The sequence below is a fragment of the Bacillus sp. F2HM genome (assembly GCF_019266135.1).
Taxonomy (GTDB): Bacteria; Bacillota; Bacilli; order Bacillales; family Bacillaceae; genus Bacillus; species Bacillus safensis.
The window spans coordinates 28,074-52,531 of sequence record NZ_LRMO01000026.1; the positions used below are offsets into that span (position 1 = coordinate 28,074).

23 protein-coding genes and 1 pseudogene are annotated in these 24,458 nt (G+C 38.4%); 21 read left to right on the forward strand and 3 right to left on the reverse strand.

Annotation, left to right across the window (positions count from 1 at the left end):
- Positions 1–109 precede the first annotated feature (109 nt).
- The 6 genes from AWT60_RS16155 (at position 110) to AWT60_RS16180 (ending at position 5,970) form a co-directional block, all read left to right on the forward strand.
- Positions 110–2,011: a beta-glucoside-specific PTS transporter subunit IIABC gene (locus AWT60_RS16155; protein WP_075611464.1), complete on the forward strand. Its 1,902-nt coding sequence runs from the start codon at positions 110–112 to the stop codon at positions 2,009–2,011.
- 24 nt (positions 2,012–2,035) lie between these two features.
- Positions 2,036–3,499, forward strand: coding sequence for a glycoside hydrolase family 1 protein (locus tag AWT60_RS16160; protein ID WP_196770511.1), 1,464 nt, complete (start codon positions 2,036–2,038; stop codon positions 3,497–3,499).
- Between the two features lie 157 nt (positions 3,500–3,656).
- Positions 3,657–4,058, forward strand: coding sequence for a MerR family transcriptional regulator (locus AWT60_RS16165; RefSeq protein ID WP_039178999.1), 402 nt, complete (start codon positions 3,657–3,659; stop codon positions 4,056–4,058).
- Between the two features lie 25 nt (positions 4,059–4,083).
- Positions 4,084–5,004: an alpha/beta hydrolase fold domain-containing protein gene (locus AWT60_RS16170; protein WP_075611462.1), complete on the forward strand. Its 921-nt coding sequence runs from the start codon at positions 4,084–4,086 to the stop codon at positions 5,002–5,004.
- A gap of 158 nt (positions 5,005–5,162) precedes the next feature.
- The gene (locus AWT60_RS16175) at positions 5,163–5,435 is read left to right on the forward strand and encodes a DUF2651 family protein (protein ID WP_218677478.1); all 273 of its coding nucleotides are present in this window, start codon (positions 5,163–5,165) and stop codon (positions 5,433–5,435) included.
- Between the two features lie 112 nt (positions 5,436–5,547).
- Positions 5,548–5,970, forward strand: a complete 423-nt coding sequence (locus tag AWT60_RS16180; protein WP_218677479.1) for a cytidine deaminase — start codon at positions 5,548–5,550, stop codon at positions 5,968–5,970.
- 41 nt (positions 5,971–6,011) lie between these two features.
- Here the strand turns inward: AWT60_RS16180 and AWT60_RS16185 are convergent, their stop codons facing one another.
- Entirely contained in the window at positions 6,012–6,779 is a 768-nt protein-coding gene (locus AWT60_RS16185; RefSeq protein WP_218677480.1) for a pentapeptide repeat-containing protein, read from the reverse strand.
- Between the two features lie 202 nt (positions 6,780–6,981).
- Between AWT60_RS16185 and AWT60_RS16190 the strand changes: the two are divergent.
- Positions 6,982–8,126, forward strand: a pseudogene (locus AWT60_RS16190) (alpha/beta hydrolase).
- 307 nt (positions 8,127–8,433) lie between these two features.
- On the opposite strand, the gene AWT60_RS16195 reads toward AWT60_RS16190, so the two are convergent.
- The gene (locus AWT60_RS16195; protein ID WP_073979515.1) at positions 8,434–8,751 is read right to left on the reverse strand and encodes a monooxygenase; all 318 of its coding nucleotides are present in this window, start codon (positions 8,749–8,751) and stop codon (positions 8,434–8,436) included.
- An 11-nt stretch (positions 8,752–8,762) separates the two neighbouring features.
- Positions 8,763–9,689 (reverse strand): DsbA family protein, encoded by a 927-nt coding sequence (locus tag AWT60_RS16200; RefSeq protein WP_218677481.1) that lies wholly within the window; start codon positions 9,687–9,689, stop codon positions 8,763–8,765.
- Here AWT60_RS16200 and AWT60_RS16205 point away from each other — a divergent pair.
- The 14 genes from AWT60_RS16205 to AWT60_RS16270 all read left to right on the forward strand — a co-directional run bounded on the left by AWT60_RS16205 (position 9,600) and on the right by AWT60_RS16270 (position 24,445).
- A complete protein-coding gene (locus AWT60_RS16205; protein WP_256928539.1) occupies positions 9,600–10,073 on the forward strand; it encodes a TetR/AcrR family transcriptional regulator C-terminal domain-containing protein in 474 nt (157 codons plus the stop codon). The two genes, AWT60_RS16200 and AWT60_RS16205, sit on opposite strands and share 90 nt — an antisense overlap.
- A gap of 142 nt (positions 10,074–10,215) precedes the next feature.
- Entirely contained in the window at positions 10,216–10,881 is a 666-nt protein-coding gene (locus AWT60_RS16210; protein WP_075611456.1) for a helix-turn-helix transcriptional regulator, read from the forward strand.
- Complete coding sequence (locus tag AWT60_RS16215) at positions 10,878–11,252, forward strand: RidA family protein (protein WP_041085166.1); 375 nt, start codon at positions 10,878–10,880, stop codon at positions 11,250–11,252. Before AWT60_RS16210 ends, AWT60_RS16215 begins: the two co-directional genes overlap by 4 nt.
- 71 nt (positions 11,253–11,323) lie before the next feature.
- Positions 11,324–12,427, forward strand: a complete 1,104-nt coding sequence (locus AWT60_RS16220) for a threonine synthase (protein WP_075612385.1) — start codon at positions 11,324–11,326, stop codon at positions 12,425–12,427.
- A gap of 36 nt (positions 12,428–12,463) precedes the next feature.
- Positions 12,464–12,805 carry a hypothetical protein gene (locus AWT60_RS16225; protein WP_218677482.1) on the forward strand — a complete coding sequence of 114 codons (342 nt, stop codon included), beginning with the start codon at positions 12,464–12,466 and terminating at the stop codon, positions 12,803–12,805.
- A gap of 175 nt (positions 12,806–12,980) precedes the next feature.
- Positions 12,981–15,143 (forward strand): MMPL family transporter, encoded by a 2,163-nt coding sequence (locus tag AWT60_RS16230; RefSeq protein WP_218677483.1) that lies wholly within the window; start codon positions 12,981–12,983, stop codon positions 15,141–15,143.
- A gap of 101 nt (positions 15,144–15,244) precedes the next feature.
- Complete coding sequence (locus AWT60_RS16235) at positions 15,245–16,429, forward strand: sensor histidine kinase (protein ID WP_218677484.1); 1,185 nt, start codon at positions 15,245–15,247, stop codon at positions 16,427–16,429.
- Positions 16,430–16,434: 5 nt separating this feature from the next.
- Positions 16,435–17,085 (forward strand): response regulator transcription factor, encoded by a 651-nt coding sequence (locus tag AWT60_RS16240; protein WP_044334492.1) that lies wholly within the window; start codon positions 16,435–16,437, stop codon positions 17,083–17,085.
- 386 nt (positions 17,086–17,471) lie between these two features.
- A complete protein-coding gene (gene fba / locus AWT60_RS16245; RefSeq protein ID WP_087975347.1) occupies positions 17,472–18,347 on the forward strand; it encodes a class II fructose-1,6-bisphosphate aldolase in 876 nt (291 codons plus the stop codon).
- Between the two features lie 34 nt (positions 18,348–18,381).
- On the forward strand, positions 18,382–19,137 hold the full coding sequence (locus AWT60_RS16250; protein ID WP_218677485.1) for a DeoR/GlpR family DNA-binding transcription regulator: 756 nt from the start codon (positions 18,382–18,384) through the stop codon (positions 19,135–19,137).
- A gap of 51 nt (positions 19,138–19,188) precedes the next feature.
- Entirely contained in the window at positions 19,189–21,114 is a 1,926-nt protein-coding gene (gene iolD, locus AWT60_RS16255; protein ID WP_041085162.1) for a 3D-(3,5/4)-trihydroxycyclohexane-1,2-dione acylhydrolase (decyclizing), read from the forward strand.
- Positions 21,115–21,140: 26 nt separating this feature from the next.
- Positions 21,141–21,968, forward strand: coding sequence for a 5-deoxy-glucuronate isomerase (gene iolB / locus AWT60_RS16260; RefSeq protein ID WP_041085161.1), 828 nt, complete (start codon positions 21,141–21,143; stop codon positions 21,966–21,968).
- A gap of 2 nt (positions 21,969–21,970) precedes the next feature.
- Positions 21,971–22,972 (forward strand): 5-dehydro-2-deoxygluconokinase, encoded by a 1,002-nt coding sequence (iolC, locus tag AWT60_RS16265; protein WP_218677486.1) that lies wholly within the window; start codon positions 21,971–21,973, stop codon positions 22,970–22,972.
- Between the two features lie 15 nt (positions 22,973–22,987).
- Complete coding sequence (locus tag AWT60_RS16270; protein WP_073979977.1) at positions 22,988–24,445, forward strand: CoA-acylating methylmalonate-semialdehyde dehydrogenase; 1,458 nt, start codon at positions 22,988–22,990, stop codon at positions 24,443–24,445.
- Positions 24,446–24,458 lie beyond the last annotated feature (13 nt).

The following is a 24,458-nucleotide window of genomic DNA, read 5'->3' on the forward strand; positions in this document are numbered from 1 at the left end:
GGCGTGTTATGAAAAAGCATTAACCTAAACAAATCTCCATTTAGAAGAATGGTCTTTCTAATGGTGGATTTTGTTTAGGTTTTTTTTGTGAAAATGAAGGGGTGAAGACATGAACACCAAAGAATTGGCGCAAGAAATTATCAAATTAATCGGCGGAACCGGCAATATATCTCAAAGCTGGCATTGTATTACGAGGCTGAGATTTAATATCAACGATGAAAAACAGGTAAAAGTAGATGAACTGAAAACAGTAGATGGAGTGCTCGGAGCGCAATTCCAAAGCGGTCAATTCCAAGTCATTATTGGAGCAAAAGTTGCAGAAGTCTATGAGGAAATCGACCAATTGATTGGTGACAGCAGCAATGATTCTTCTACTGCTAAAAATACGTCAAAAATGAATCCAATCGAAGTCGTATTCGATGTCATTAGCGGAATTTTCACACCGATTTTGCCGGCGATTGTTGGTAGTGGATTGATTAAAGGGATCATGGCCTTGTTCGTTAGTTTAGGCTGGCTGACGGAAAAAAGCTCTACCTATGCTGTACTACAAATCTTTTCAAATGCTGTCTTTTACTTTTTACCTTTCCTCATTGCTTATTCTGCAGCGAAGAAATTTAAAACACGAGAATCTCTCGCGATGGCACTCGCTGGGATTTTATTGTATCCGACGATGGTGGAAGGGGCAGCAAAAGGGGCAGATCCACTTAGTTTTTTAGGATTGAGTATTCCATTAAATAATTATACTTCTTCCGTTTTACCGATTATTTTAGGAGTACTGCTACTTAGCTTTATCGATAAGTGGATAACGAAAGTCATTCCAAAATCCTTAAGCATCGTATTTACACCGGTACTGAGCTTAATGATCACAGCGCCTCTAACACTAGCTTTCATAGCTCCTATTGGAAACGTTTTCGGTCAGTATTTAGAGATCTTTTTCACTTCTTTATTCCATTTTGCTGGACCGATTGCAGGATTATTAATGGGAGGCCTCATGCCTTTAATTGTGCTAACTGGGATGCATTACGCATTCTTCCCAAGCACGTTTGCCAGCTTTGAAAAAGTTGGTTACGATATCATGCTGCTTCCGATGAACTTTATTGCCAATATGGCGCAAGCAGGCGCAGTTTTAGGTGTCATCATTCGCACGAAACGAGTAGAAACGAGGTCTTTGGCAATATCAACATTGCTTCCGAGTTTCTTTGGTATTACAGAACCAGCCATTTATGGAGTCACACTGAGATTGAAAAAGCCTTTCTATGCTTCAATAATTGGCGGCGCAGTTGGCGGATGTTTTTATGGTTTATTTTCAGTCAAAACGACAGCATTTTCAATTCCAGGTATTACTTCTCTGCCAACCTACATTATGAAAGGCACAAACAATTTCCAGCTCGCTTTAATTGGAATAGCGCTGAGCTTTTTGGTCTCACTGCTTGTCACTATGTTCCTTGGTTTCAAGGAACCTGCTACAAAAGATGAAGATCAGCCGAAAAAACAGAAAAAGTCATCTGAAAATCCAGAGAATGCAGTCAATCAACAAGCTGCCAGACAAGTAAACCCTTATGAAGTACAAGCACCTATAACTGGTCAGGTCGTCCCTTTATCTGAAGTCAATGACGCCGTCTTCTCAAGTGAAATGATGGGCAAGGGAGTAGCGATTATGCCTGATAAGGGGGTGGTACAAGCGCCGTTTTCCGGAAAAGTAGTAACCGTTACACCTACTAAACATGCAATAGGTTTGGTTTCAGATGAGGGGATTGAATTATTAATACATGTAGGGATTGATACCGTCAGCCTAAATGGTCAATTCTTTGAGGTGTTGGTTGAAGAAGGAGATGAAATCAACATCGGGGATCATTTATTATCATTTGATATAGAAGGAATTCAATCAAAAGAATTAAATGTCGTGACACCTATTATCGTCACTAATTCCTCGAAGTACCTGGATGTCATCCATACAGGTGACTCTTATGTCAACGCAGGAGAAAATAAACTCTTAATGCTCATTCATTAATCATAAATAGAAGGGATGATTGAAATGAAAGAATTAAAAAAAGGTTTTTCAGATAATTTTCTATGGGGTGGCGCAACAGCTGCCAATCAAATAGAGGGCGCATATTTAGAAGGCGGGAAAGGGCTTTCAACTTCAGACTTCGCGGCATATAAAGATCCCTATGCACAAGGAAAAGTAAACAACTTTACATTCGATGTTAGTTCAGCTGAACTAAACAAATACAAGGAAAATCCTGATGCATTTGATTTCCCAAAAAGACGCGGAATTGATTTTTATCATCGTTATGAAGAAGATATCGCACTGTTTGCAGAAATGGGATTTAAAGTCTTTCGTTTGTCCATCTCATGGGCAAGAATCTTTCCAACAGGTTTAGAGAACAAGCCGAATGAAGAAGGGTTAGCTTTTTACGATAAAGTATTTGATGAATGTGCGAAATATGGAATTGAACCGCTAGTAACGATGTCTCATTATGAAATGCCGATTACCTTAACAGAGAAATATAATGGATGGATGAGTAGAGAGCTTGTCCCATTGTTCGAAAAATACGCACGTGCGATTTTAGAAAGATATAAAAACAAAGTGAAATATTGGATTACGTTTAATGAAATGAATATGAACCTCAATAGTCTTTATACAGGTGCTGGCATTTTAGAGGATTTAGTAGACCATAAATTACAGGCTGCTTACCAAGCGTCTCACCATCAATTTGTGGCAAGTGCATTAACAGTGAAGGCAGCGAAGGAAATCATTCCAGATGTCCAAATTGGCTGTATGATTAACCAAATTGAAGCCTATGCAAAAACAACAAAACCAGAGGATCAGCTGCAGGCAGTTAAATCGAATCAATTGAATATGTTCTATCCTGATGTTCAAGCTAGAGGCGAATATCCAACATACATGGTGAAATACTTTGCTGATAATCAAATCAAGCTGGATATTGAAGAGCAGGATGAACAAATTTTGAAAGAGGGCACTGTTGATTTTGTTGCGATCAGCTACTATATGTCACACGTAGCAGAAGCGCGTGAAGATGCCGCTGAGCTAGCGGGTACGTTTGACAGCCCAATTAAAAATGAACACTTGGAATTATCACAATGGGATTGGCCGATCGATCCAATGGGTCTGCGCATTTCATTAATTAAACTGTATGACAGATACCAAAAGCCTTTATTTGTTTGTGAAAATGGACTTGGCGCAAGAGATACATTGACACAAGATGGAAAAATCCACGATGATTATCGAATTGATTATTTGAAAAAACATATTGAACAGATGAAAGAAGCAGTAAAAGAAGGTGTTGACTTAATGGGATACACACCTTGGGGCTGTATTGACTTAATCAGCTGCGGAACATCTCAAATGACTAAACGCTATGGTTTGATCTATGTGGATCAAGACGACCTAGGAAATGGTACACTGAATCGTTACCGTAAAGATTCATTTTTCTGGTACAAAAATGTAATTGCATCAAATGGAGAAGACCTATAAAAGCAGATTGAATGATGAAAAACACCATCTCAGGGCGCCTTAACCGGCTGCATGCGATGGTGTTTTATTTTTCACGAAAACATCTCTTGACCTTGAAGTATAGTTCAACCTTTATAATGTAATTATAGTAAAACAAAATCACGAAAAAGGAGTAACAATGGAGTTGATGACTAGAGGTGAACTTGCCAAACAAACTGGAATAAGCCCTGCCGCAATTCGTTACTATGAAGAACACAACATTTTACCTGTCCCGAGACGCCGTTCGAACGGTTATAGACTATACACAGAAGATTATATTGTGAAAATTCAATTGATCAAAGATGCCAAATCATTAGGTTATTCACTAAAGGAAATAAAAGAAATATTGGAAATGCTCAGTCAAGACATAGAACTTGATACTTTAAAAAGAATCGTAAAACATAAACATGAAGAAATTGAAAAGAAAATTAAAAGCCTGCGCCTCATTCAAGACCTTTTATCTAACTTATTAAAGACTCCTGAGAAAGAAGTACAAGTGTATCTCAAATCATTTCGTGTGATGAATGAGGATGACGAATAAACATGCTTAAAGGAGAGAAAATAAAATGAGTGTCGAAATTTTTAACGGAGAACGTTCTGAAGAAAGTATTCAATTTGAAACATTATTCACGTCCCAAAGTAATAAAGAGAGTTTTGCTAGTGTCGAAAAAACCAAAAGCTTTCTGTCTCAAATAGAAAATATTAAGCCTTATGCAATCGGAGATGATGTGAAATTAGTGAGTGAAATAAAGGAGCAAATTTTCGAAGGAATGCAGGTTTTCACATTGAATGACCAAATGTCGCAAAAGCAAAAGGTGATTCTCTATATACATGGTGGTGCTTGGGTAAACCAGCCTCTTAGTTTCCATTGGTGGTACATGGATAAAATGGCTCAATCCCTTAATGCCAAAGTGGTCGCTCCTATATATCCTAAATTACCTCATTATAGCTACCAAGATACCTATCCGAAAATCTTAAATCTATATAAAGAAATACTAAAAACGGTTGAGAGTACCGATCAATTAACAATTATGGGAGATTCAGCGGGCGGAAATATCTCACTTGGCCTGGCGCATCTCTTAAAGATGGAAGGTCTGCCGCAGCCGAAGGATATTATTTTATTATCTGCATGTGTTGATATGAGTTTAAGCAATCCCCTTATATCTGAATATGCCGATAAAGATCCCATTCTAGCGCCAGAAGGAATAGATGTCATTACAAAAATGTGGGCAGCAGATAAAAAGGTAACTGACCCATTAATCAGTCCAATTCATGGGGACTTTCATGGTCTTGGGAAGATCACTCATTTTATTGGAACACATGATATTTTATATCCAGATGCACTAAAGCTTGATGAAAAGCTAACAGAACAAGGAATTGACATGAAAACCTTTGTTTATCCAGAAATGTTGCATGTGTTTGTCGTCATGCCAATCCCTGAGGCACAAGATGCTCAGGAAAAAATCATTCAGGTGATAAATAGTTAGGTCTTTTTCACACATCAAAATGCTCTGACTTAAATATTCGAAAAAATAGGCTGCTTACTTAAAGCAGTCTTTTTCCATTTTTTGTTTACAACGCACGAATTTCCTATTAATATGGTACATATTCGGTTCTTCACCGGTTCAAAAAGGAGAGTGACATGATGAGTGTTTTCTTTCTTCATCCTATGGCGCTGATCTTATTTACATTGCCTTTATTATCTTTGATTTGGGGGATTGTTGGCTACTGCATCTTTAAGCGAGTTTATATCGTTCTTATCATCACATTTGCCGTCTCCACTAGTTTCATATTTGCCTATACTGGGTTTGACATGTCAAATATGTATTGGGTCGTGTTGATGACCTTTTTATGCATGTGTACCTCTGTCATCACAAAAATCATTCGCTATATGTATGCCCGCTATAAAAGAGCGTAACGAAAAAGCTATTCACAAAAATCAGCTTTTTTTGGTTCCATTCAACTCTTCTTCAGTTTGGTATAATAGATCAGTATATTCAAAACAAGCATAGAAGGGCGAAGGGGACACCATGCACACATTTAATCTTACTTCAAAAGATGTAGAGTTAATAGACGAAGCAAAAAAGAAGATTACGAGCCTTTATGAAGAGGATAAACACCATGTAGGAGCCGCTATCCGCATGAAAACAGGAGAAATGATCTCGGCTGTTCATATAGAAGCGTATATCGGACGGGTAACGGTTTGTGCAGAAGCCATTGCAATTGGCAGTGCTTTATCGAATGGATATAAAGATTTTGATACAATTGTTGCCGTTCGGCATCCATATTCAGATGAAGAGGATAGAAGATTGAGGGTCGTAAGCCCTTGTGGCATCTGCAGAGAGCTCATTTCAGATTTCGGACCAGAATGTTTTGTCATCTTAGAAATAGATGGCGAACTAGTCAAAGTGAAAATTGGGGAATTGATTCCACTCAAATATACTCGAAGTTGATGTACGACCTAGACTTAGCAGGAAGAGGGACGCAGCAAGCATCAAGCGTTCTCTTTGTTACAATCCAAATAACTGAAAAATCGCTCCACAAAATCAGCACCATGTATTTTCTCCATATGCGCCGTGTTAAAAATATATTGTTCCAAATGCTCAAGCTTGCGCAGGCTGCGTACCAGTACTTTACGATCCTCGTCAGAAAGATGAGGGTCATGATTTATCTTCAGCAATGCCTGTTTGACACGCGCGGAGACCTTTTCAACATATAGATGGTTTTTGGAAGCTGGCGGAATACAATGCGACAGGTCACAGCCTATAAAGCGAACACCGTCAAGAATGCAGTTTTCAAAATTGGCGATCAGCTTTTGTTTACCATTTCCCTCAAACGTTATATCCACTAGCTTACCGGTAAAGGTACAATGAACAATATTCGCTGCTTGTAAAATGCGGTCATTAAACCTACATTGATAAAATGTACAGTTGATAAACACAGCATTCTCCAATGTCATTCCTCTCATATCACAGGAGGAAAATTCGCAATTCTTAAAAACAGCCTCGCCCCTAGCAACCCCAACAGAGCACAAATCGGAACGAATAAAAGTACAATGCTCAACTGTACTACCTGCAAAAAATCTCGCATTCGTCAGATCACACGTATTAAATACAAGATGTCGCAGGTGACAGCTCCAAAATATAGGTGAATGAACATTCGAGTTGTTGATCGTCGATCCGCTTATCGTTTCGTGTTCATACCTGACAATATCAGAAAATATTTCATTGTCTACTGACATACCAGACTCAAGCCTTCTCATTGTGATCACCTATCTTTTCTTCAGATTTTTTTACAAGATGAATACCTTCCAGCAAGTTCATTTCTGTTTCACTAAGCGGTTGGCATTGACAAGTTATTATATCACAAAGCTAGAAACATAAAGAGAGCGGTCATCGTTTTGAAGGCGTTTATCTTGCAATGTGTCTTTCACACTCACTTTAAATCATAAGGGGGACAAAAGAATGAAAAGATATGACGCATTCCCAGAACCAATCGGCGGCTATACTGCCGGGCGCACACAGATGGATTTTGAGTACAGGCATCTGATCACTCAAAAAGGGAACTGACCGCATTTGTATACTATCCGTCTGATAGCAATGAAGTGAAGACCCCATCAACGTACATGTTTCCTGAAGTATACGAAATGCTGCATGACCAGCCGCTTGTCACTGAATATATGAAGGAAAAGGATTTTTTCTCTATCGATATCCAAACGCATTGTTACGACGACCTGGCTCTTTCCGGGAAAGAAGAACGCTATCCAGTGTTATTTTATGTTTGCGGCGGGGGCGGCTCTCCAGAATGGGGGACTGTGATCTGTACAGACCTTGCAAGCATGGGGTATGTTGTCGTCAGTATCGGTCATCAAAACAGCACGATGTATAAGCGTAAAGATGGGCGTCTGTTTAATGTATCAAAGGATTTTTCAGATGTCATTATGGCGTTTTCTGAAGATCCAGACATGATGGCGCTGGCTGGTCAGATGACGATGCGGCCAGACGATGAAACTGCCATTGAGACATGTCGTAACGTCCTTACACTGCCAATACTTCATCCGTTAACGAAATATAGTGAATTACAGGCAGAGGATGTAAAGTATGCAGCCGATTATCTTTACAAACTAGACTCCGGGGAACTCAATTCCATCTTTAATGGCAGATTGCTGCTTGATGCCGGCATGGGCATAATCGGACATTCTTACGGAGGGCCTACGACAGCGATTGTTTGCCGGGATGACGACCGATTTGCCTGTGGGATTGGCCTCGATAGCGGTGCATTTGGTCTTCTTGACAGCGACCTGAAAAAAACCTTTTTGCTGCTTTTTTCTGAGCCTAACTATCATATGAATGCAATCATTGGCGCAAACAATAGCATGGAAACCTATTATTTCTCTGTTAATCATGCTGCACATTTAGATTATTGCGACATCGTGTTTACCGGTGTAAACGAAGAACTGAGAGGCAAACGGGATGCGATGGAGATGAGGAATCTTATCACAGACTATACAAGGACGTTTTTTGATCATTACATTCTGCAAAAGCCTGTACATGTGGAAAGTCTATCATACGATGGCGTGGACTTGATTAAGAAAACGAGCAGAAAGTGATCTAAAATGAAAAAAAGCCTTGAGAATTAGGCTTTTTTTGTTTCTCCATGGAAAAATATTTGTTTCTATTTCTGATCCCCAAAATATATATCCGCCACGATTTTAAAAAAAGCCTTCAAAGTATGTTTTATATTGTTCATTTTACACTCCTATTATTCCAATCGACTTCGATGTAGTCGGGCATTATTCAAGACCTGAAATCTCTCAACTCGTCGTCAATGAAGAGAAAAAAGAACATGTAAAGTGGATGAATCGATGAAATCACACGAAAAAAAGAGCAGCCATCAGCCGCTCTTTTTTTCGTGTGTCAACCTTGATGAGTTTTTAATGGACCTTTTGTGATATGAGTAAGAGGAGCATTAATGTTAAAGATTTTAGCGTTAATGTCTGTTATTCCAAAGCTAGTGATTCTTTTAGAATGCATCTCAAGATAGTTTTCAGCTGCTTCTTTTGTTTCGAATAAGTAGATTCCGCCAGCCTCATTCTTCTCCGGATTCTCCGTCCATATTTTCCATATGAATCCGTCTTCCTCATTTATACTTTTCGCTAAATCAGAAAACTCTTTTGCCATTTCATCACCGAAAGGGCCCTTCATCTTAAAATCCACCTGTAATAAATGTGGCATCGTCATTCTCCTTATGTTGAAGTTGTAAAATACAGTTCCCCCAGCACATCTTTCATTTGATACTGCTGCTGCGGAAGTTCTTTCTCCATAAAAGACCGTACATTTGATTGGTCAACATCGTACATTACTTCAATTTCTTTAGAAAATAGAAGTTTTTCATTTTCGAGCAGGGTAGAAACAGCTGGGCGTTTTTTCGGTTCAAGTTCTTCAGTGTTTAAAGCTTGCTTTAATCCTTCAACATAGACTTCAAATGAGCGTCCTCCCGTGATTTTGACTCCTTTATTTTCTTCGTTGACGAAGATGATCGTTGGGAAACCTCTAGCACCAAGGTCTCGAACAAGCTTAAAATCTTGATTTAATAATTCCTGGCCGCTTGGCAGCTCCGCTTCATGGACAATCACATCTCCGTTAAGTCCAAGGTCGTTGACGATGTCAATCAACACTGCGACATCAGATATATTTTGATTGAATGCAAATAGCGCTTCTCTCGCACGGCGTAAAAAAGTATAGGCTAGTGCATCATCATGATGTTTTTGAATCACTTTGAACACGCGAGAGGGCGGGTAGGAAGATTGAACAGGATTGTCAATCATTAAGGACCCATCAATTGGCATGCGAGAATGTTCTCCAACCTCTCTCCAGTGACCAGCCACATCAGCAGGTTTGTAAATTCCGTTTGCAGGATCAATTGGACCGCCATGCCATTTCTCTAACAGTCCACCCAACACAGTCTGGAAATGAAAATAATGTCCATATTGCTCTTTAAATCGACGCAGCACAGGTTCAATTGCCCAGCAATGCGAACAAATCGGATCTGTTACATAATAGAGCGTTATTGTTTTTTTAGGTTGCTGAAAATCAATGACCTGAATATCCTCTTCTTCACCTACACCACATACACCTGTTTCTATATCACAAAACATCTCATTGTTTTTCAATTTCATTTACCTCTATTCGAAAAACCTGGTCTTGCTGAAATTTCTCTTTCCACCATCCCACAAAGAACGAACTTTTTACAGTTGACCGAACATATTCTCGCTGCATTGCATGAAGGTGGGATCAAATCTACATCTGCTGCATGGGGAGTAGACCTGCTACTGTTATACGTATCTTCCGTAGCATACGAAAAGGTCTCTTGGAAGAAACATGGCTCTTCGCAGATTTCAGATACAAAAAAAGCATTTCATGATGCAGACAAAACGCGGTTTCCTTTCATCCATAGCCTGAAAGAAGAAATGTTTGCAGGTGATACCGTATCAATGGAACGGTTCAGGTGGGGAATTGAAGTCATTTTGTATGGAATCCAGCAAGAAGTCAATTAGAAAGGAGCAAAAGCAAAAGCAGTCAATGGCTGCTTTTTTATATTTTCTCCACTTTTTCAGCATATATAAAAAAATCTATATATTGTTTTTACATATAAAAAATTATACAATATAGTGGAATAAACAAATGAGGTGCTTAGGCATGGAAAATATAAAGAATTTATTAGAGAGCTATATTCCTTTAGCAAAATCTACGGCAAAAATGTTTGGACCAAATTGTGAAGTAGTGATTCATGATTTAACGAACCCTCAAGCATCTGTCATGTTTACAGTCAATCATCAAGTGACGGGAAGAAAAATCGGTCAATCATTTGATCATTTGGTAAAGACTGTTTTACAATCAGAAGATTTTAAAGAAGATTATCTTGCTGGGTATACATTTAAAACCGAAGACAACCGTACCATTCGTTCTTCGACTTCATTAATTCGTGATTCGAAGCAAAAGGTAATCGGGGCATTCTGTATCAATTTTGATGTTGAAGCATTGAATCAAATGCAGCAATTTATGGATACTTTTCTTTCTACAAAAGTTGAAGTTCAAGAGAATGAAACAACTACAAATGATGATCTTGAAAATGTGGAAGAAATCGTAGATCAATTGATTCAACAAATCATTCAAAACAGTGTCCACCCAGTCATGAAACGCTATGAAAAAATTGAATTAATAAGGTTCATGGATGAAAAAGGAATCTTTTTAATGAAAGGATCTGTTGAGAAGGTCGCATCTATGTTAGGAATTTCTAAAGTCACTGTCTATAGCTATTTGGATGAGATCAAACATAAATCGAATGAAGGGGAAACGAAATGAAAAGCATCCTTGAGGTAGGGAATCTAAAAGCCAACGGACACTATGCATTCGCAACCATTCATCAAAACACGGTCTATGTTTCAGGACAATTTGCCATCAATCCTGAAACGAGAGAAAAAGAATTCGGCCCCATTGAAGAAGAGACATTACAAGCGCTTAAAAATGTGGAGATGATTGTAGAAGCGGCTGGAAGTAAAAAAGAAAAGATTTTGCGTATGACATTATACATTTCTGATATTGAACTATGGGACAAAGTAGATGCGGTTTACACTGAATTTTTCGGTGAACACCAACCAGCACGTACTGTTGTACCAACGAATGAATTACATTTCGGTTTCAAAATTGAAATTGATGCTATTTCTTATATTTAGAATATTTTTTTGCCTAAGATATATAAAATAATATATTTTGTATAAAAAATTATCCGAAGGGATGATGGATGATGAATCAATTGATTTGTAACCATTGCGGGAAAAAGTATGAGATGGCACCAACTCTATGGAAATGTGATTGTAACGGCGTATTAAACCTGGTGAAAGATACCCCTAAAATAGACATGGCGGCTTGGGATCAATATCCAAACTCATTATGGCGTTATGTTGAAACCATGCCATTTTCAAAGGGTTCTAAGACCTGGGAATCTGTAACAATGGGTGAAGGTCAAACTCCGTTAATCCTTTTAGATCCGAATGAGCCAAATACTTATGTAAAAGTTGATTATATGATGCCTACACTCTCCTTTAAAGATCGAGGAGCTGCTGTTTTAATGACAAAGGCAAAGGAATTAGGGGTATCAAAAGTCATTGCGGATAGCAGCGGGAATGCAGGAACAGCGATTGCCGCTTATGCAGCTCGTTGCAAGATTGCATGTGACATCTATTTAAGCGATGAAACTTCACCTAAAAAGGTCGCTCAAATAAAAGCCCATGGAGCAACGATTAAAGAAATTCGTGGTACACGCGAGGACATTGCTGCTGCAGCCCAAAAAGCAGTAGACGACGAAAACGTTTTTTATGCAAGCCATGTATATGATCCTTATTTTTTTGAGGGAACAAAAACATACGCATATGAAATCTATGAACAAATAAAAGGAGCACCAGATGCTTTAATCATTCCGGTTGGAAATGGTACTCTCCTTCTAGGAGCGTATTATGGCTTTAAAGAGTTATTTGAAAATGGTTTGATTCATAAAATACCGAAAATCATTGCCATACAAGCGAAAAACTGTGCACCTCTTGTGAAAGCTTATCAAAACGAGGAGGAATCAGCATCGCCTGTTACGAATACAGGGACCTTAGCAGAAGGGATAGCCATTGCTGCCCCGGCGCGCTCCAAACAAATTCTAGAAGCTGTACAAGATACCAATGGTACATTTATAGATATTGAAGAAAATGAGATATTGAATGCACGCTCTAAACTAAGTGAGAAAGGATTTTATGTAGAAGTGACATCTGCAGTCAATTTTGCCGGCTACTTGAAATATAAAAAGGAATCAAAAGAAACCATTGTCATACCTCTTTGCGGGGCAGGGATTAAGTCAAAATAACCCGTAGAATACAACTTGAAAGCGGAGGAATGCTTCATGGGATTGGATTTTACTCATTGCGAGGCACATTGGTCATACAGTGACTTCCATGATTTTAGAAAAAGGTTAGCAGCTAGTATTGGTATGAATTTAGATGATATGGAGGGGTTTGGTGGGGAAATACCCTTTAAAAACTACCATGACGACATCATCCCATTGCTGGAACAACCCGATTCTGATAGTTACTTATCACCAGATGTTTGTCAGACCGTCGCTGCGAGATTGCGTCAACTGATCCGGAATTGGCCAGATGATGATATAGATAAAATGAACGCTCTTTATCTAGCAGAGGGAATGGAACTAGCGCATCAACAAAATGAGATATTGGGATTTATATAGAAGAGGATATATGGCAGATCTTCAATATAAATATGAAGGGTATCTCAAGAGAGATGCTCTTTTTCTTGCCTGAATGTACAATCCCTTTTGCCCAAAAGTACAATTTCACTTCACTATTTCATTGCGTAGAATAAAGAGGTGAATATCATGAATTCAATGAAAAAGGAGTAAGTGAATGGCTAAATTTTTATATAACTTAGGAAACTTTGCTTTTACTAAGCCTAAACGAATGTTAATCGGTTGGTTACTTATTTTAGTAGCTGTAGTTGCAGCAACAATAGGGACAGGCGTTTCATTTAATGGAGATATGTCGATTCCAGGAACAAAATCTGAAAAAGCGATGGATCTCTTGGAAAAGAAGTTCCCAGCAGGTGATGATGAGGGAACAATTCGTCTGATATTTAAAGCACCTAAAGATGAAACATTAGAAGCAAAGAAAGTGAAAGATAAAATTAATGAGACGATAAAAGAAATTAAAAAAGATAAAGCAGTTAAGCAGGTGACCGATTTATATCAAAACTTTACGATAAGTAAAGATAAGAAGATAGGATATGCGGATATTACGTATCGAGTGAAAGCGGATAAGGTAAAGCAATCCTCAAAAGAGAAAGTATTAAATAGCATTAAGATTTCAAGAGATGCCGGCATCCAAACAGAATTAGGCGGCTCCGTCGCATTCTCTGAAATTGAAATAGGTGGGATTTCTGAAATCATAGGGATTGTCTTCGCCTTCTTGATTTTAGCCTTTACATTTGCTTCACTTTTGGTCGCAGGATTACCAATATTGACGGCTGTGATTGGGTTAGTAATAGGTGTTATGGTCATTTTAATCACCTCAAACTTTGTAGAAATGTCTGCATTTAGTCTCACATTAGCGGTGATGATTGGTCTTGCAGTAGGAATTGATTATGCACTGTTTATCATTTCAAGATATCGACAGCTGTTAGCAGAAGGCTACAATTTGAATGAGGCTGCTGCTAGAGCAGTGGGTACCGCAGGAAGTGCTGTATTATTTGCGGGCGTCACTGTTATTGTTGCATTATGTGGACTTGTATTAGTTGACATACCATTTCTAGGTATCATGGGCCTTGTGGGAGCCTTTATGGTACTATCTGTTATGCTTGTTTCTCTCACGATTGTTCCAGCTATACTAGGGCTTCTTGGAGATAAGGTGAGTCCTTCTAGGAAAAATAAGTTATTTTCTAAATTACAGCCAAAAAAAGAGAAAAAAACAATGGGCTGGGGAAGATTTATTCAAAAGCATCCGGGTAAAATAATGATAGGTGTCATTTTATTGACAGGATTGGTAAGCTGGCCAGCACTTCATATGGAGCTTGGTCTTCCGGATAACGGTATGAAAGGCAAAGAAACAACTGAACGTAAAGGATACGATCTTTTAGCAGAAGGATTTGGCAAGGGGTTTAATGGACCACTTGTTGTTATCGTAGATGCCTCTCAAGCAGATAAAACGATGAAATCCAAGTCCATCGAGGAATCATCAAAATTGTTAGAAAAAATGGATGGTGTCAAACAAATCACGCCGGCGATACCTAATCAATCAGGTGAGTACGCCATGTTAACAATCTTACCTAGAAGTGGTCCGGAGGATAAAGAAACGAAGCAATTAGTGAAAGACATTCGAAATGAATCGAGCGTAACTGACACAAAGTTTCTTGTGACAGGTTCTACTGCCGTGAATATAGATATTTCAGATAGACTCAGTGAAGCATTACCGAAATTTGCAGGAGTCATTATTGGATTTGCTTTAGTGTTAATGATTCTTGTATTTAGATCATTCCTTGTTCCATTAAAAGCTGTACTAGGGTTTTTAATGACATTAACTGCTACATTAGGTTTTGCTGTCTTTGTTTTACAGGATGGACACCTTGCGCAATTGTTTGGAATACCTGCAGCAGGTCCTCTGTTGAACTTTATGCCTGTACTAGTAACAGGAATATTATTTGGTCTTGCAATGGATTATGAAGTATTTTTAGTTAGTAGAATGAGGGAAGAATTCCTTCTATCTCAGGATGCAAAGAAATCTGTTATTTCTGGATTACAGCATAGTGGCAGGGTTGTAACTGCAGCAGGCTTAATTATGATTTCCGTTTTCGCAAGCTTTATTTTTGCTCAAGACTTGATTATTAAAACAATGGGATTAACATTGGCATTTGGGGTTTTATTCGATGCATTTGTCATTAGAATGACCTTTATCCCCGCTTGTATGATGCTATTAGGGCGTGCAAATTGGTACTTACCTAAATGGCTGGCACGATTGCTTCCGCATATTGATATTGAAGGAGAGTCAATTGCCCAAAAAGAAAAGAAGATTATATAATTTATTCTTTTTAAAATGTTAAAATTCTAATACCGCCATTGCCTCTTTAAAAGGCGGGCGGTATTTTTCGTGTTATGATGGGATTTGGAAGGTGAGCGTTTATGGGTAAAAAACGGATAGACCCATTTAATGAAATGATATATTCCCGAATTCCCACGTTATTATGGGGCATTCTTGTTTATGCTGCAGCGATGATTTTTCAGTTTTTAACAGTATCTTTATCGCTTTCAAGTTTGTTTTTTTCTGGCCTTTTTGCAATTCATCTGATTTTTCATTGGTGGTCATATTATTGGTTCCAGAAGAAGCCTTGGATTTATTTCTTCATACAAGGAATCGTTATTCTACTTTGTGTTTTAGCCATGCCAGCTGCCTCTCCTGTGATTTTAATTGGTCTTTTACCGATCATAATTGCTCAGAGCATTGGTGTATACTATCATACATTAAAAATTATTTTGACAGGACTTTGTTTTTATGTGCTTTTTTTTCTAGCTCTTATTTTGGTTAATGATACAGATGATCTGACTGTCTACATTCCGATTTTATTTCTTATCCTTATTGTGGTCGTTGCATACTCTATCTTATTTTTTAGACAAGTAAAGGCTAGAATTCGAACTCAAACGTTTCTAAAGGAACTCGAACTCGCACATCAGCAGGTGGAAGAGTTAACCCTTGCTAATGAGCGTCAAAGAATGGCGAGAGATTTACATGATACCCTTGCGCAAGGGCTTGCAGGCATTATTATGCAATTGGAAGCTGTTCAAGCACATTTAGAGAATCAAAATACCGAGCGTGCTCAAAGCATTATCAAGGGCTCAATGAGCCAAGCGCGAAAAACATTAGGTGAGGCACGAATGGTGATTGATGACCTTCGGAAGGATCGTCATGATCAATCCGATTTAACCGAAACAGTGAAAAATGAAGTAAATCGATTTACGACAGCAACGAATATCCCAATTCGTACAAAGATCTCTGTACCTCAGAATATGTCGCCTTTTTTTATTGAACATACAGTTTACATGATAAAAGAATGCTTAACGAATGTTTCAAAACATGCCAAAGCAAGCCAAGTCGAGTTAGTAATGGTACAACAAGGTGATCACATCCATTTGGAAATAGCAGACAATGGAGTGGGATTTGATGAGAAAAAACGAGAATCCACTTTTGGACATTACGGAATCATTGGTATGTCAGAACGTGTTCGGCTGCTTGGTGGAGAGATCCATTTGAAAAGTAAAAAAAATGAAGGTACACAAGTAATAGTGAACATACCTTTGAAAAAGGAGTAAATACAGTGTCTTATCGAATTGTGATTGTTGATGATCATTATGTTGTGAGAGAAGGATTAAAATTAATTCTTGAAACAGACGAAAGATTTGAAGTAGTTGGAGAAGCAGAAGATGGAGGAAAGGGGATAGATGTCATAAAAGAAAAATCCCCAGACCTTGTATTACTTGACCTCAACATGCCTATGATGAGCGGGCTTGATATGCTTAGAGAAATGCAGACTCTTCAAATAAAAGTTCCCGTACTCATTCTCACTACTTATAATGAAGAGAAATTAATGATTCAAGGGTTACAGCTTGGTGCAAAAGGCTACCTCTTAAAGGATGCCAGCAGAGAAAACTTATTTAATACAATTGAAGCGGCCATCAGAGGAGACATTTTACTTCAATCAAATGTGGCCTCAAAGGTATTTGAATCAACCGTACACAAAGAACCTCAAGAAAAATTGAAAACAGACAACCACTTGCTTACCGAAAAAGAGATGCTCGTTTTGCAAGCAGTAGCTAGAGGGTTTCGGAGTAAGGAAATTGCATTTGATATGGGAATTTCCGAAAGAACTGTAAAAGCACATTTAACAAACATTTATCAAAAACTAAATGTGACATCAAGAGCTGAAGCAATTAAAACATCAATAGAATTAGGAATCATTCATTTTTAGAATCATTCTCTTCATAATTGAAATGATCAAAAGAAACAAAAAAGGGGCCATTAAAGTGAAGCTGTCGATAAACTCGGCAGCTTTTTTATGAGGTTTTGGCTTTGAATAAGAAGGTTGTTTAGAAAAACTCAGCTTTTTATTTTTTGTTTTTTCTAATAATTGATTGACTGAAAGCGCTTTTAACATTATGATGTAGCTATAGTTAACCAAAAGTTACTCATAAATCCACATTAAATACTCAATTGTTAACCATTTATATGGTCATAAGTTTTAAAAACCTATACGTGGTTTCAGAGAGTATACACATTTTTTGTTTGCCAACATCACTCCACTGGCTCAAAAGTGCTGCAATCATTGATTTTAAATTGATAAGGAGATTAAGAAAAATGTATATTCATTCCGAATTAATACCAATGAAGACTATGATCTTCGAGGCAAGAAATACCGGCTATGCTGTCGGCCAATTTAACATCAATGGGCTTCAATGGGCAAAAGCCATCTTACAGGCAGCTGAAGAAGAAAAATCACCAATTATTTTAGCTGCTTCTGATAGACTCATAGAATTTCTAGGTGGGTTTCGAACGATTGTAGGAATGGTAAATGGATTAGTCGAAGACATGGCTGTCACAGTTCCGGTAGCTCTTCATTTAGACCATGGAATGAGTGTTGAAAGGTGTAAAGCTGCTATTGATGCAGGCTTTAGCTCAGTCATGTTTGATGGTTCACGGCTTCCTATTGAAAAAAATATAGAAATGACAAAAAAAGTTGTAGAGTATGCCAAATCGAAAGGAGTGTCTGTTGAAGCAGAAGTCGGTACTGTTGGTGGAATGGAAGATGGACTGATTGGAAATGTGAACTACGCAGATCCGATTGAATGTATTCAGTTGGTTGAAGAAACAAATGTAGACGCTTTGGCAGCAGCACTTGGATCAGTCCATGGACCATATCAAGGGGAGCCAAAATTAGGGTTTAAAGAAATGGAGTACATATCCAAAAAGGTTGGGATTCCACTCGTACTTCATGGGGGATCAGGCATTCCTGTACCACTTATCCAAAAAGCAATTGCACTTGGTCATGCAAAAATAAATGTGAATACAGAATGTACTCAAGCATGGTCTGCTGTTACTCGTGACATATTCATGAAAAATAAAGAGACTTATGATCCACAAACGCTCTTAACGCCAGGTCAGCAAGCGATTAAAAGCGTTGTAAAAGAAAAAATAAAGGAGTTTGGCTCTCAGCAGAGAGTACACAGCCAATGACAACGTTAATTTAGTTATAAAAAGGAAGAAAATCATGCTAAAAAACAAAAGGCTTGAAAGAATAAAGCAATACGTCATAGAACATCAATGTGTGTCTCTTAATGACTTAGTGACCACGTTCGAAGTATCGAAAAATACCATTCGAAGAGATGTACAAAAATTAGTCGAACAAGGTCATTTTCATAAGGTTTATGGCGGTGTTGCTTTTAAACTCGCTCGCTTAGAATCTTTTGATGATAGACAAATCAAAAACCAAACAGCAAAACAGTCGATTGCTAGAGTGGCAGCAAGTATGGTGAAAGACGGAGATACTATTTTTATAGACTCAGGAACAACTACACTGGAAATGATCCATTACATCCACCAAAAAACGCTTACGATTGTCACTAATAATATGGACTTTATCTTCCAAGCAATGCCTTTCCATAATTTAACGATCATTTCGACAGGTGGTTTTTTAGAAAGAAAAACGAAATCCTTTTCTGACCATTCCATCTCTAGGGTGATAGACCAATATAATTTTGATCAAGTATTCATGGCATCAACTGGTGTCTCCATCACAAATGGTGTGACAAACTCTTCTCCTGTTGAAAGCAGCATGAAAGAAGTAGTTGTCAAAAAAGGGGGAGAAGTTTTTCTTTTAGTCGATCATACAAAGTTTGATAAGCAAGCGATGGTGACCTATTGCACATTAAATGCTGTAAATTATGTGATTACCGATAAACAATTAAGTGAAAGGTATCAAACATGGATGCAAACAAACAACGTGAAATTAATTGTTACGGATTAGATGAAAACATGATCTTGTAAACTAAAATGACACAATAAGGAGTGGTAATGTATGAAATCTATCAGATTAACGATGAGTCAAGCATTAGTCAAATTTCTAAATGCACAATTTATTGAATTTGACGGAAAAAAAACACCTTTTGTTCAAGGCGTTTTCACTATATTCGGACATGGAAATGTCGTAGGGATTGGTCAAGCATTACAGGAGGATCCTGGAGACCTCAAAGTGTATCAAGGGAGAAATGAACAAGGAATGGCACATGCTGCTACGGCGTTTGCAAAACAGAGCAACCGCCGGCAAATTATCGCGTGCTCTTCCTCGGTAGGTCCTGGTTCAGCTAATATGGTCACTGCTGCTGCTACAGCAACAGCTAATCAAATTCCACTTCTTCTTCTGACTGGAGATGTTTTTGCAACTAGACAACCAGATCCAGTCTTACAACAGATTGAACAAACTCATGATTTAACGCTTTCCACAAACGATGCTTTTCGCTCAGTTAGTAAGTATTGGGATCGTATTTCAAGGCCCGAACAGTTAATGTCAGCTATGATTAGTGCCATGCGAGTTTTAACGGATCAATCAGATACAGGAGCCGTCACCATTTGTCTTCCTCAAGATGTCCAGGGAGAAGCATGGGATTATCCACTTCATTTCTTTAAAGAACGTGTGCATTATATTGACCGCCAGAAACCATCGAATAGAAGTATAGAGGCCGCCGCATCTCTTATTCGATCAAAAGAAAAACCCCTTCTGATTTTAGGGGGAGGTGTGCGTTACTCCGAAGCAGCCGAGACCTTCCGTCATTTTGCAGAAACTTTCCATATCCCATTTAGTGAAACACAGGCAGGAAAAAGCGCAATTGAAAGTACCCATCCATTAAACATTGGAGGGATTGGTGTTACAGGAAATAAAGCGGCAAATGATATCGCCCAAAATGCCGATCTCATCATAGGTGTTGGCACACGCTTCACGGATTTTACGACTTCATCTAAATTGTTCTATCCCGAAACAGATGTTCTAACGATCAATTTATCAGAATTCCACGCTTCCAAATTAGAAGCCACAAAAATTATTGCTGATGCAAAATCGGGATTAGAGGCACTCATGACAGCATTAGATGGATACAGTTCCGCATTTACAGATGAGATCCACCAGGCTAAAAAAGAATGGGATCAAGAACTTGCTCGCTTAAAGGACATCCAGTTTACAGGCGAAGATTTCGTACCAGAAATAAAAGGACATTTTGATCAACAGCAGATAGAAGAATATAAAAATAGTCTCAATACTGAATTACCTCAAACGACTGTACTTGGACATATCAATGAATGGATAGCGGAAGATTCTATTATTACTTGTGCAGCAGGCAGTCTTCCAGGGGATCTACAGAGAATGTGGGTGGCCAAAGAAAGAAATACGTATCATTTAGAATATGGTTATTCATGTATGGGATATGAAATTGCTTCTGCACTGGGAGTGAAAATAGCTGAACCGACGAAAGAGGTATATGCCCTAAGTGGAGATGGCAGCTATTTAATGCTTCATAGTGAATTGGTGACAAGTCTCCAAGAAGGATTGAAAATAAACATTATCCTTTTTGATAACTCTGGCTTTGGATGTATTAACAATTTACAAATGGATCATGGAATTAACAGTTTTGCTACTGAATTTCGAGCTCGCAATCAGCAAACAGGGCAATTAGATGGGGATATCTTGAGAATCAATTTTGCTCAGTCTGCCGCTGGATACGGAGCAAAAACGTATGAAGTACATACTTTGGACCAACTCAAGGCTGCCATTGAAGATGCAAAAAAACAAACGGTTAGCACTTTAATTGATGTGAAAGTTTTACCAAAAACCATGACAGATGGCTATGGATCTTGGTGGCATGTAGGAATTTCAGAAGTAACTCAGCAAGATTCAGTCAAAAAAGCCTATCAATTGAAAGAAAAACAATTAGAAAAGGCAAGAAAATATTAAATAAAACAGAAAGGTGAGGAAAATAGATGCCTGAATTAATTGTTCCACCATATAAACGTGATTCAGATGGAAAGGTATTAAGTATCACCCCGCAATCAGCAGGATGGAAATACATTGGTTTTGAAGTGTATAAGCTATCGCAAGGGGAAACGCTTCAAAAGCAAACCAACGATCAAGAAGTGTGTATTGTGATTTTATCTGGGAAACTTCACATTTCAACCAAGTTAGAAAAATGGGAGCATGTTGGTCAAAGGATGGATGTATTTGAAAAAACACCACCTTATTCCATTTATGTGCCAAATAATGATCAATTCACGATTGACGCTCTCACTGATGTTGAAATTGCGATCTGTTCTTCACCGGGTAAAGGAACTTTTCCAGCTCGCCTGATTACTCCAGCTCAAGTTGGTGTTGAACAGAGGGGAGCAGACAACATCTCTAGACAGGTTCATAATATTTTACCAGAACAAGCTCCTGCAGATCACTTACTAGTAGTGGAAGTATTTACACCTGAGGGAAACTGGTCAAGTTATCCGCCTCATAAACACGACGAAAACAATTTACCTTATGAATCTTATTTAGAAGAAACATATTATCATAAAGTCAATCCAAAGCATGGTTTTATTCTCCAAAGAGTGTATACAGATGATTTATCTTTAAATGAAATAATGTCTGTTCAAAATGAAGAAGCCGTTCTTGTACCAAAAGGTTATCATCCTGTTGCTGCGCCTCCTGGTTATGAAAGTTATTACTTAAACGTAATGGCTGGACCAGTCCGCACTTGGAAATTTCAAAACAGCAAAGAGCATGAATGGGTAATGGAGCACAAATTATCGGAAAGCAGGGGGAAATGACCATGTCTTATTTGACTTTTAAAAAAGATAGAAAATTAGATGTCATTGCGCTCGGGAGATTGTGTATTGATTTAAATGCAAATGAAATTGATCGTCCAATGGAAGAGACCCTCACATTCACAAAATATGTCGGCGGCTCTCCTGCAAATATTGCGATTGGTCTGTCAAGGCTTGGTATGAAGACAGGGTTCATTGGAAAAGTAGCCAATGATCAAATGGGACGTTTTGCTACAAAATACCTCAAACAAAATCATGTCGATACAGAGGGAATATCGATTGACCAGACCGGAGCTATGACAGGGCTTGCCTTCACAGAAATTAAAAGTCCTGAAGACTGTAGTATTTTAATGTACCGTGACAACGTGGCCGATCTGAAATTAGAAGTAAGCGATGTTTCGGAAAATTACATTAAAAATGCTAAATCTTTACTCATTTCAGGAACAGCCCTTGCAAAAAGTCCATCAAGAGAAGCCGTTTTCGTCGCCCTTGATTATGCTAGGAAACATCAAGTCAACGTCATCTTTGATTTAGATTATCGACCGTATACGTGGAATTCAGAAGCAGAAACAGCGATTTACTACAATCTAGCAGCCGAGAAATCCGATTTACTCATCGGTACAAGAGAAGAGTTTGATATGATGGAAAAATTGACCTCCGACGGACCATCTAATGACGCTAAAACATCTAAAAAATGGTTGGACCATCACGCGAAAATTGTCATTATTAAACACGGCGGTTCAGGATCAATTGCTTATACTCAAGACGGTCTTTCTCATCAAAGCGGCATTTTTAAAACGAAAGTACTCAAAACATTCGGAGCTGGAGATTCCTATGCTTCAGCACTTATCTATGGATTACTAAATGATATGACATTACAAGAAGCGATGCGTTTTGGAAGTGCATCTGCTTCCATTGTCATCTCTAAGCACAGCTCCTCAGAGGCTATGCCATCTGTTTCAGAAATTGAATCATTCATGAAAACAGCAGAAGAAATTCTACTTTAAAAAGGGGAGAACATGATGACAAAAACAACAATAAGAACAGTGAAGAATTATATTGGTGGAGAATGGCTTGAATCCGTAAGCAGTCAAACAGAATCTGTTTTCAATCCTGCAACTGGTAAAGTGATTGCTGAAGTTCCATTATCTACAAAAGAGGATGTTGAACGCGCAGTTCAAGCTGCGAATGAAGCATTTCAAACATGGTCAAAAACAGCTGTACCTAGACGAGCCCGTGTTCTTTTTAAATATCAGCAGCTGCTCGTGGAAAATTGGGATGAACTCGCTGAACTAGTAACTTTAGAAAATGGAAAAAGCTTAACTGAAGCTCGTGGTGAAGTTCAACGGGGGATTGAGTGTGTGGAATTTGCAGCGGGTGCACCGACATTAATGATGGGGAAACAGCTTCCTGACATAGCAACAGGCATTGAATCTGGAATGTATCGATATCCAATCGGTGTTATTGGTGGTATTACGCCTTTTAACTTTCCGATGATGGTTCCTTGCTGGATGTTTCCATTGGCGATTGCTTGCGGAAATACATTCGTCTTAAAGCCATCAGAGAGAACACCTCTTCTAGCAGCAAGACTTGCAGAACTATTTGCTGAAGCAGGGTTACCAAAAGGGGTGCTCAACATTGTAAACGGTGCTCATGATGTAGTAAATGGACTAATTGAGCACAAACAGGTCAAAGCAATTTCATTTGTTGGTTCACAGCCAGTAGCAGAATATGTGTACAAAAAAGGAACAGAGCATGGAAAAAGGGTGCAGGCTCTTGCCGGCGCAAAAAACCATTCCATCGTATTAGATGATGCGGATTTAGATGGTGCTATTAAACAAATTATTGGAGCAGCTTTTGGTTCTGCTGGAGAGAGATGTATGGCAGCAGCTGTTGTTGCGGTGCAAGAGGAAATTGCTGATCAATTCATTGGAAAATTAGTTGAAGAATCGAACAAAATCGTGATTGGAAACGGTATGGATGACAATGTTTTTTTAGGGCCTGTTATTCGTGAAGGACATAAAGAACGTACACTTCAATATATCGAGCAAGGAATAAATGAAGGGGCACATATGATTCGAGATGGACGAAAAGACGACATTACGAATGATGAAGGATATTTTATTGGCCCAACGATTTTCGATCATGTTACACAAGAAATGAAAATTTGGCAGGATGAAATCTTTGCACCCGTTTTATCCATTGTGCGAGTAAAATCACTGAATGAAGCAATAGAGCTTGCAAATGCCTCAAAATTTGCAAATGGAGCTTGTCTATATACTGATAGCGCCGCAAGTGTTCGCACATTTAGAGATCAAATTGAAGCAGGTATGCTTGGAATTAATGTTGGGGTTCCAGCTCCAATGGCATTCTTCCCATTCTCTGGTTGGAAGGAATCATTTTATGGAGACCTTCATGCAAATGGTACAGATGGGGTTGAATTTTACACAAGGAAAAAAATGGTTACTGCACGTTATTGATTTAAACGATGCA

Excerpts from the sequence above, each read along its gene's own strand:
- AWT60_RS16155 (WP_075611464.1), top strand. The coding sequence starts at position 110 with ATGAACACCAAAGAATTGGCGCAAGAAATTATCAAATTAATCGGCGGA.
- AWT60_RS16160 (WP_196770511.1), top strand. The coding sequence starts at position 2,036 with ATGAAAGAATTAAAAAAAGGTTTTTCAGATAATTTTCTATGGGGTGGC.
- AWT60_RS16165 (WP_039178999.1), top strand. The coding sequence starts at position 3,657 with ATGGAGTTGATGACTAGAGGTGAACTTGCCAAACAAACTGGAATAAGC.
- AWT60_RS16170 (WP_075611462.1), top strand. The coding sequence starts at position 4,084 with ATGAGTGTCGAAATTTTTAACGGAGAACGTTCTGAAGAAAGTATTCAA.
- AWT60_RS16175 (WP_218677478.1), top strand. The coding sequence starts at position 5,163 with ATGAGTGTTTTCTTTCTTCATCCTATGGCGCTGATCTTATTTACATTG.
- AWT60_RS16180 (WP_218677479.1), top strand. The coding sequence starts at position 5,548 with ATGCACACATTTAATCTTACTTCAAAAGATGTAGAGTTAATAGACGAA.
- AWT60_RS16185 (WP_218677480.1), bottom strand. The coding sequence starts at position 6,779 with ATGAGAAGGCTTGAGTCTGGTATGTCAGTAGACAATGAAATATTTTCT.
- AWT60_RS16195 (WP_073979515.1), bottom strand. The coding sequence starts at position 8,751 with ATGCCACATTTATTACAGGTGGATTTTAAGATGAAGGGCCCTTTCGGT.
- AWT60_RS16210 (WP_075611456.1), top strand. The coding sequence starts at position 10,216 with ATGGAAAATATAAAGAATTTATTAGAGAGCTATATTCCTTTAGCAAAA.
- AWT60_RS16215 (WP_041085166.1), top strand. The coding sequence starts at position 10,878 with ATGAAAAGCATCCTTGAGGTAGGGAATCTAAAAGCCAACGGACACTAT.
- AWT60_RS16220 (WP_075612385.1), top strand. The coding sequence starts at position 11,324 with ATGAATCAATTGATTTGTAACCATTGCGGGAAAAAGTATGAGATGGCA.
- AWT60_RS16225 (WP_218677482.1), top strand. The coding sequence starts at position 12,464 with ATGGGATTGGATTTTACTCATTGCGAGGCACATTGGTCATACAGTGAC.
- AWT60_RS16230 (WP_218677483.1), top strand. The coding sequence starts at position 12,981 with ATGGCTAAATTTTTATATAACTTAGGAAACTTTGCTTTTACTAAGCCT.
- AWT60_RS16235 (WP_218677484.1), top strand. The coding sequence starts at position 15,245 with ATGGGTAAAAAACGGATAGACCCATTTAATGAAATGATATATTCCCGA.
- fba (WP_087975347.1), top strand. The coding sequence starts at position 17,472 with ATGTATATTCATTCCGAATTAATACCAATGAAGACTATGATCTTCGAG.
- AWT60_RS16250 (WP_218677485.1), top strand. The coding sequence starts at position 18,382 with ATGCTAAAAAACAAAAGGCTTGAAAGAATAAAGCAATACGTCATAGAA.
- iolD (WP_041085162.1), top strand. The coding sequence starts at position 19,189 with ATGAAATCTATCAGATTAACGATGAGTCAAGCATTAGTCAAATTTCTA.
- iolB (WP_041085161.1), top strand. The coding sequence starts at position 21,141 with ATGCCTGAATTAATTGTTCCACCATATAAACGTGATTCAGATGGAAAG.
- iolC (WP_218677486.1), top strand. The coding sequence starts at position 21,971 with ATGTCTTATTTGACTTTTAAAAAAGATAGAAAATTAGATGTCATTGCG.
- AWT60_RS16270 (WP_073979977.1), top strand. The coding sequence starts at position 22,988 with ATGACAAAAACAACAATAAGAACAGTGAAGAATTATATTGGTGGAGAA.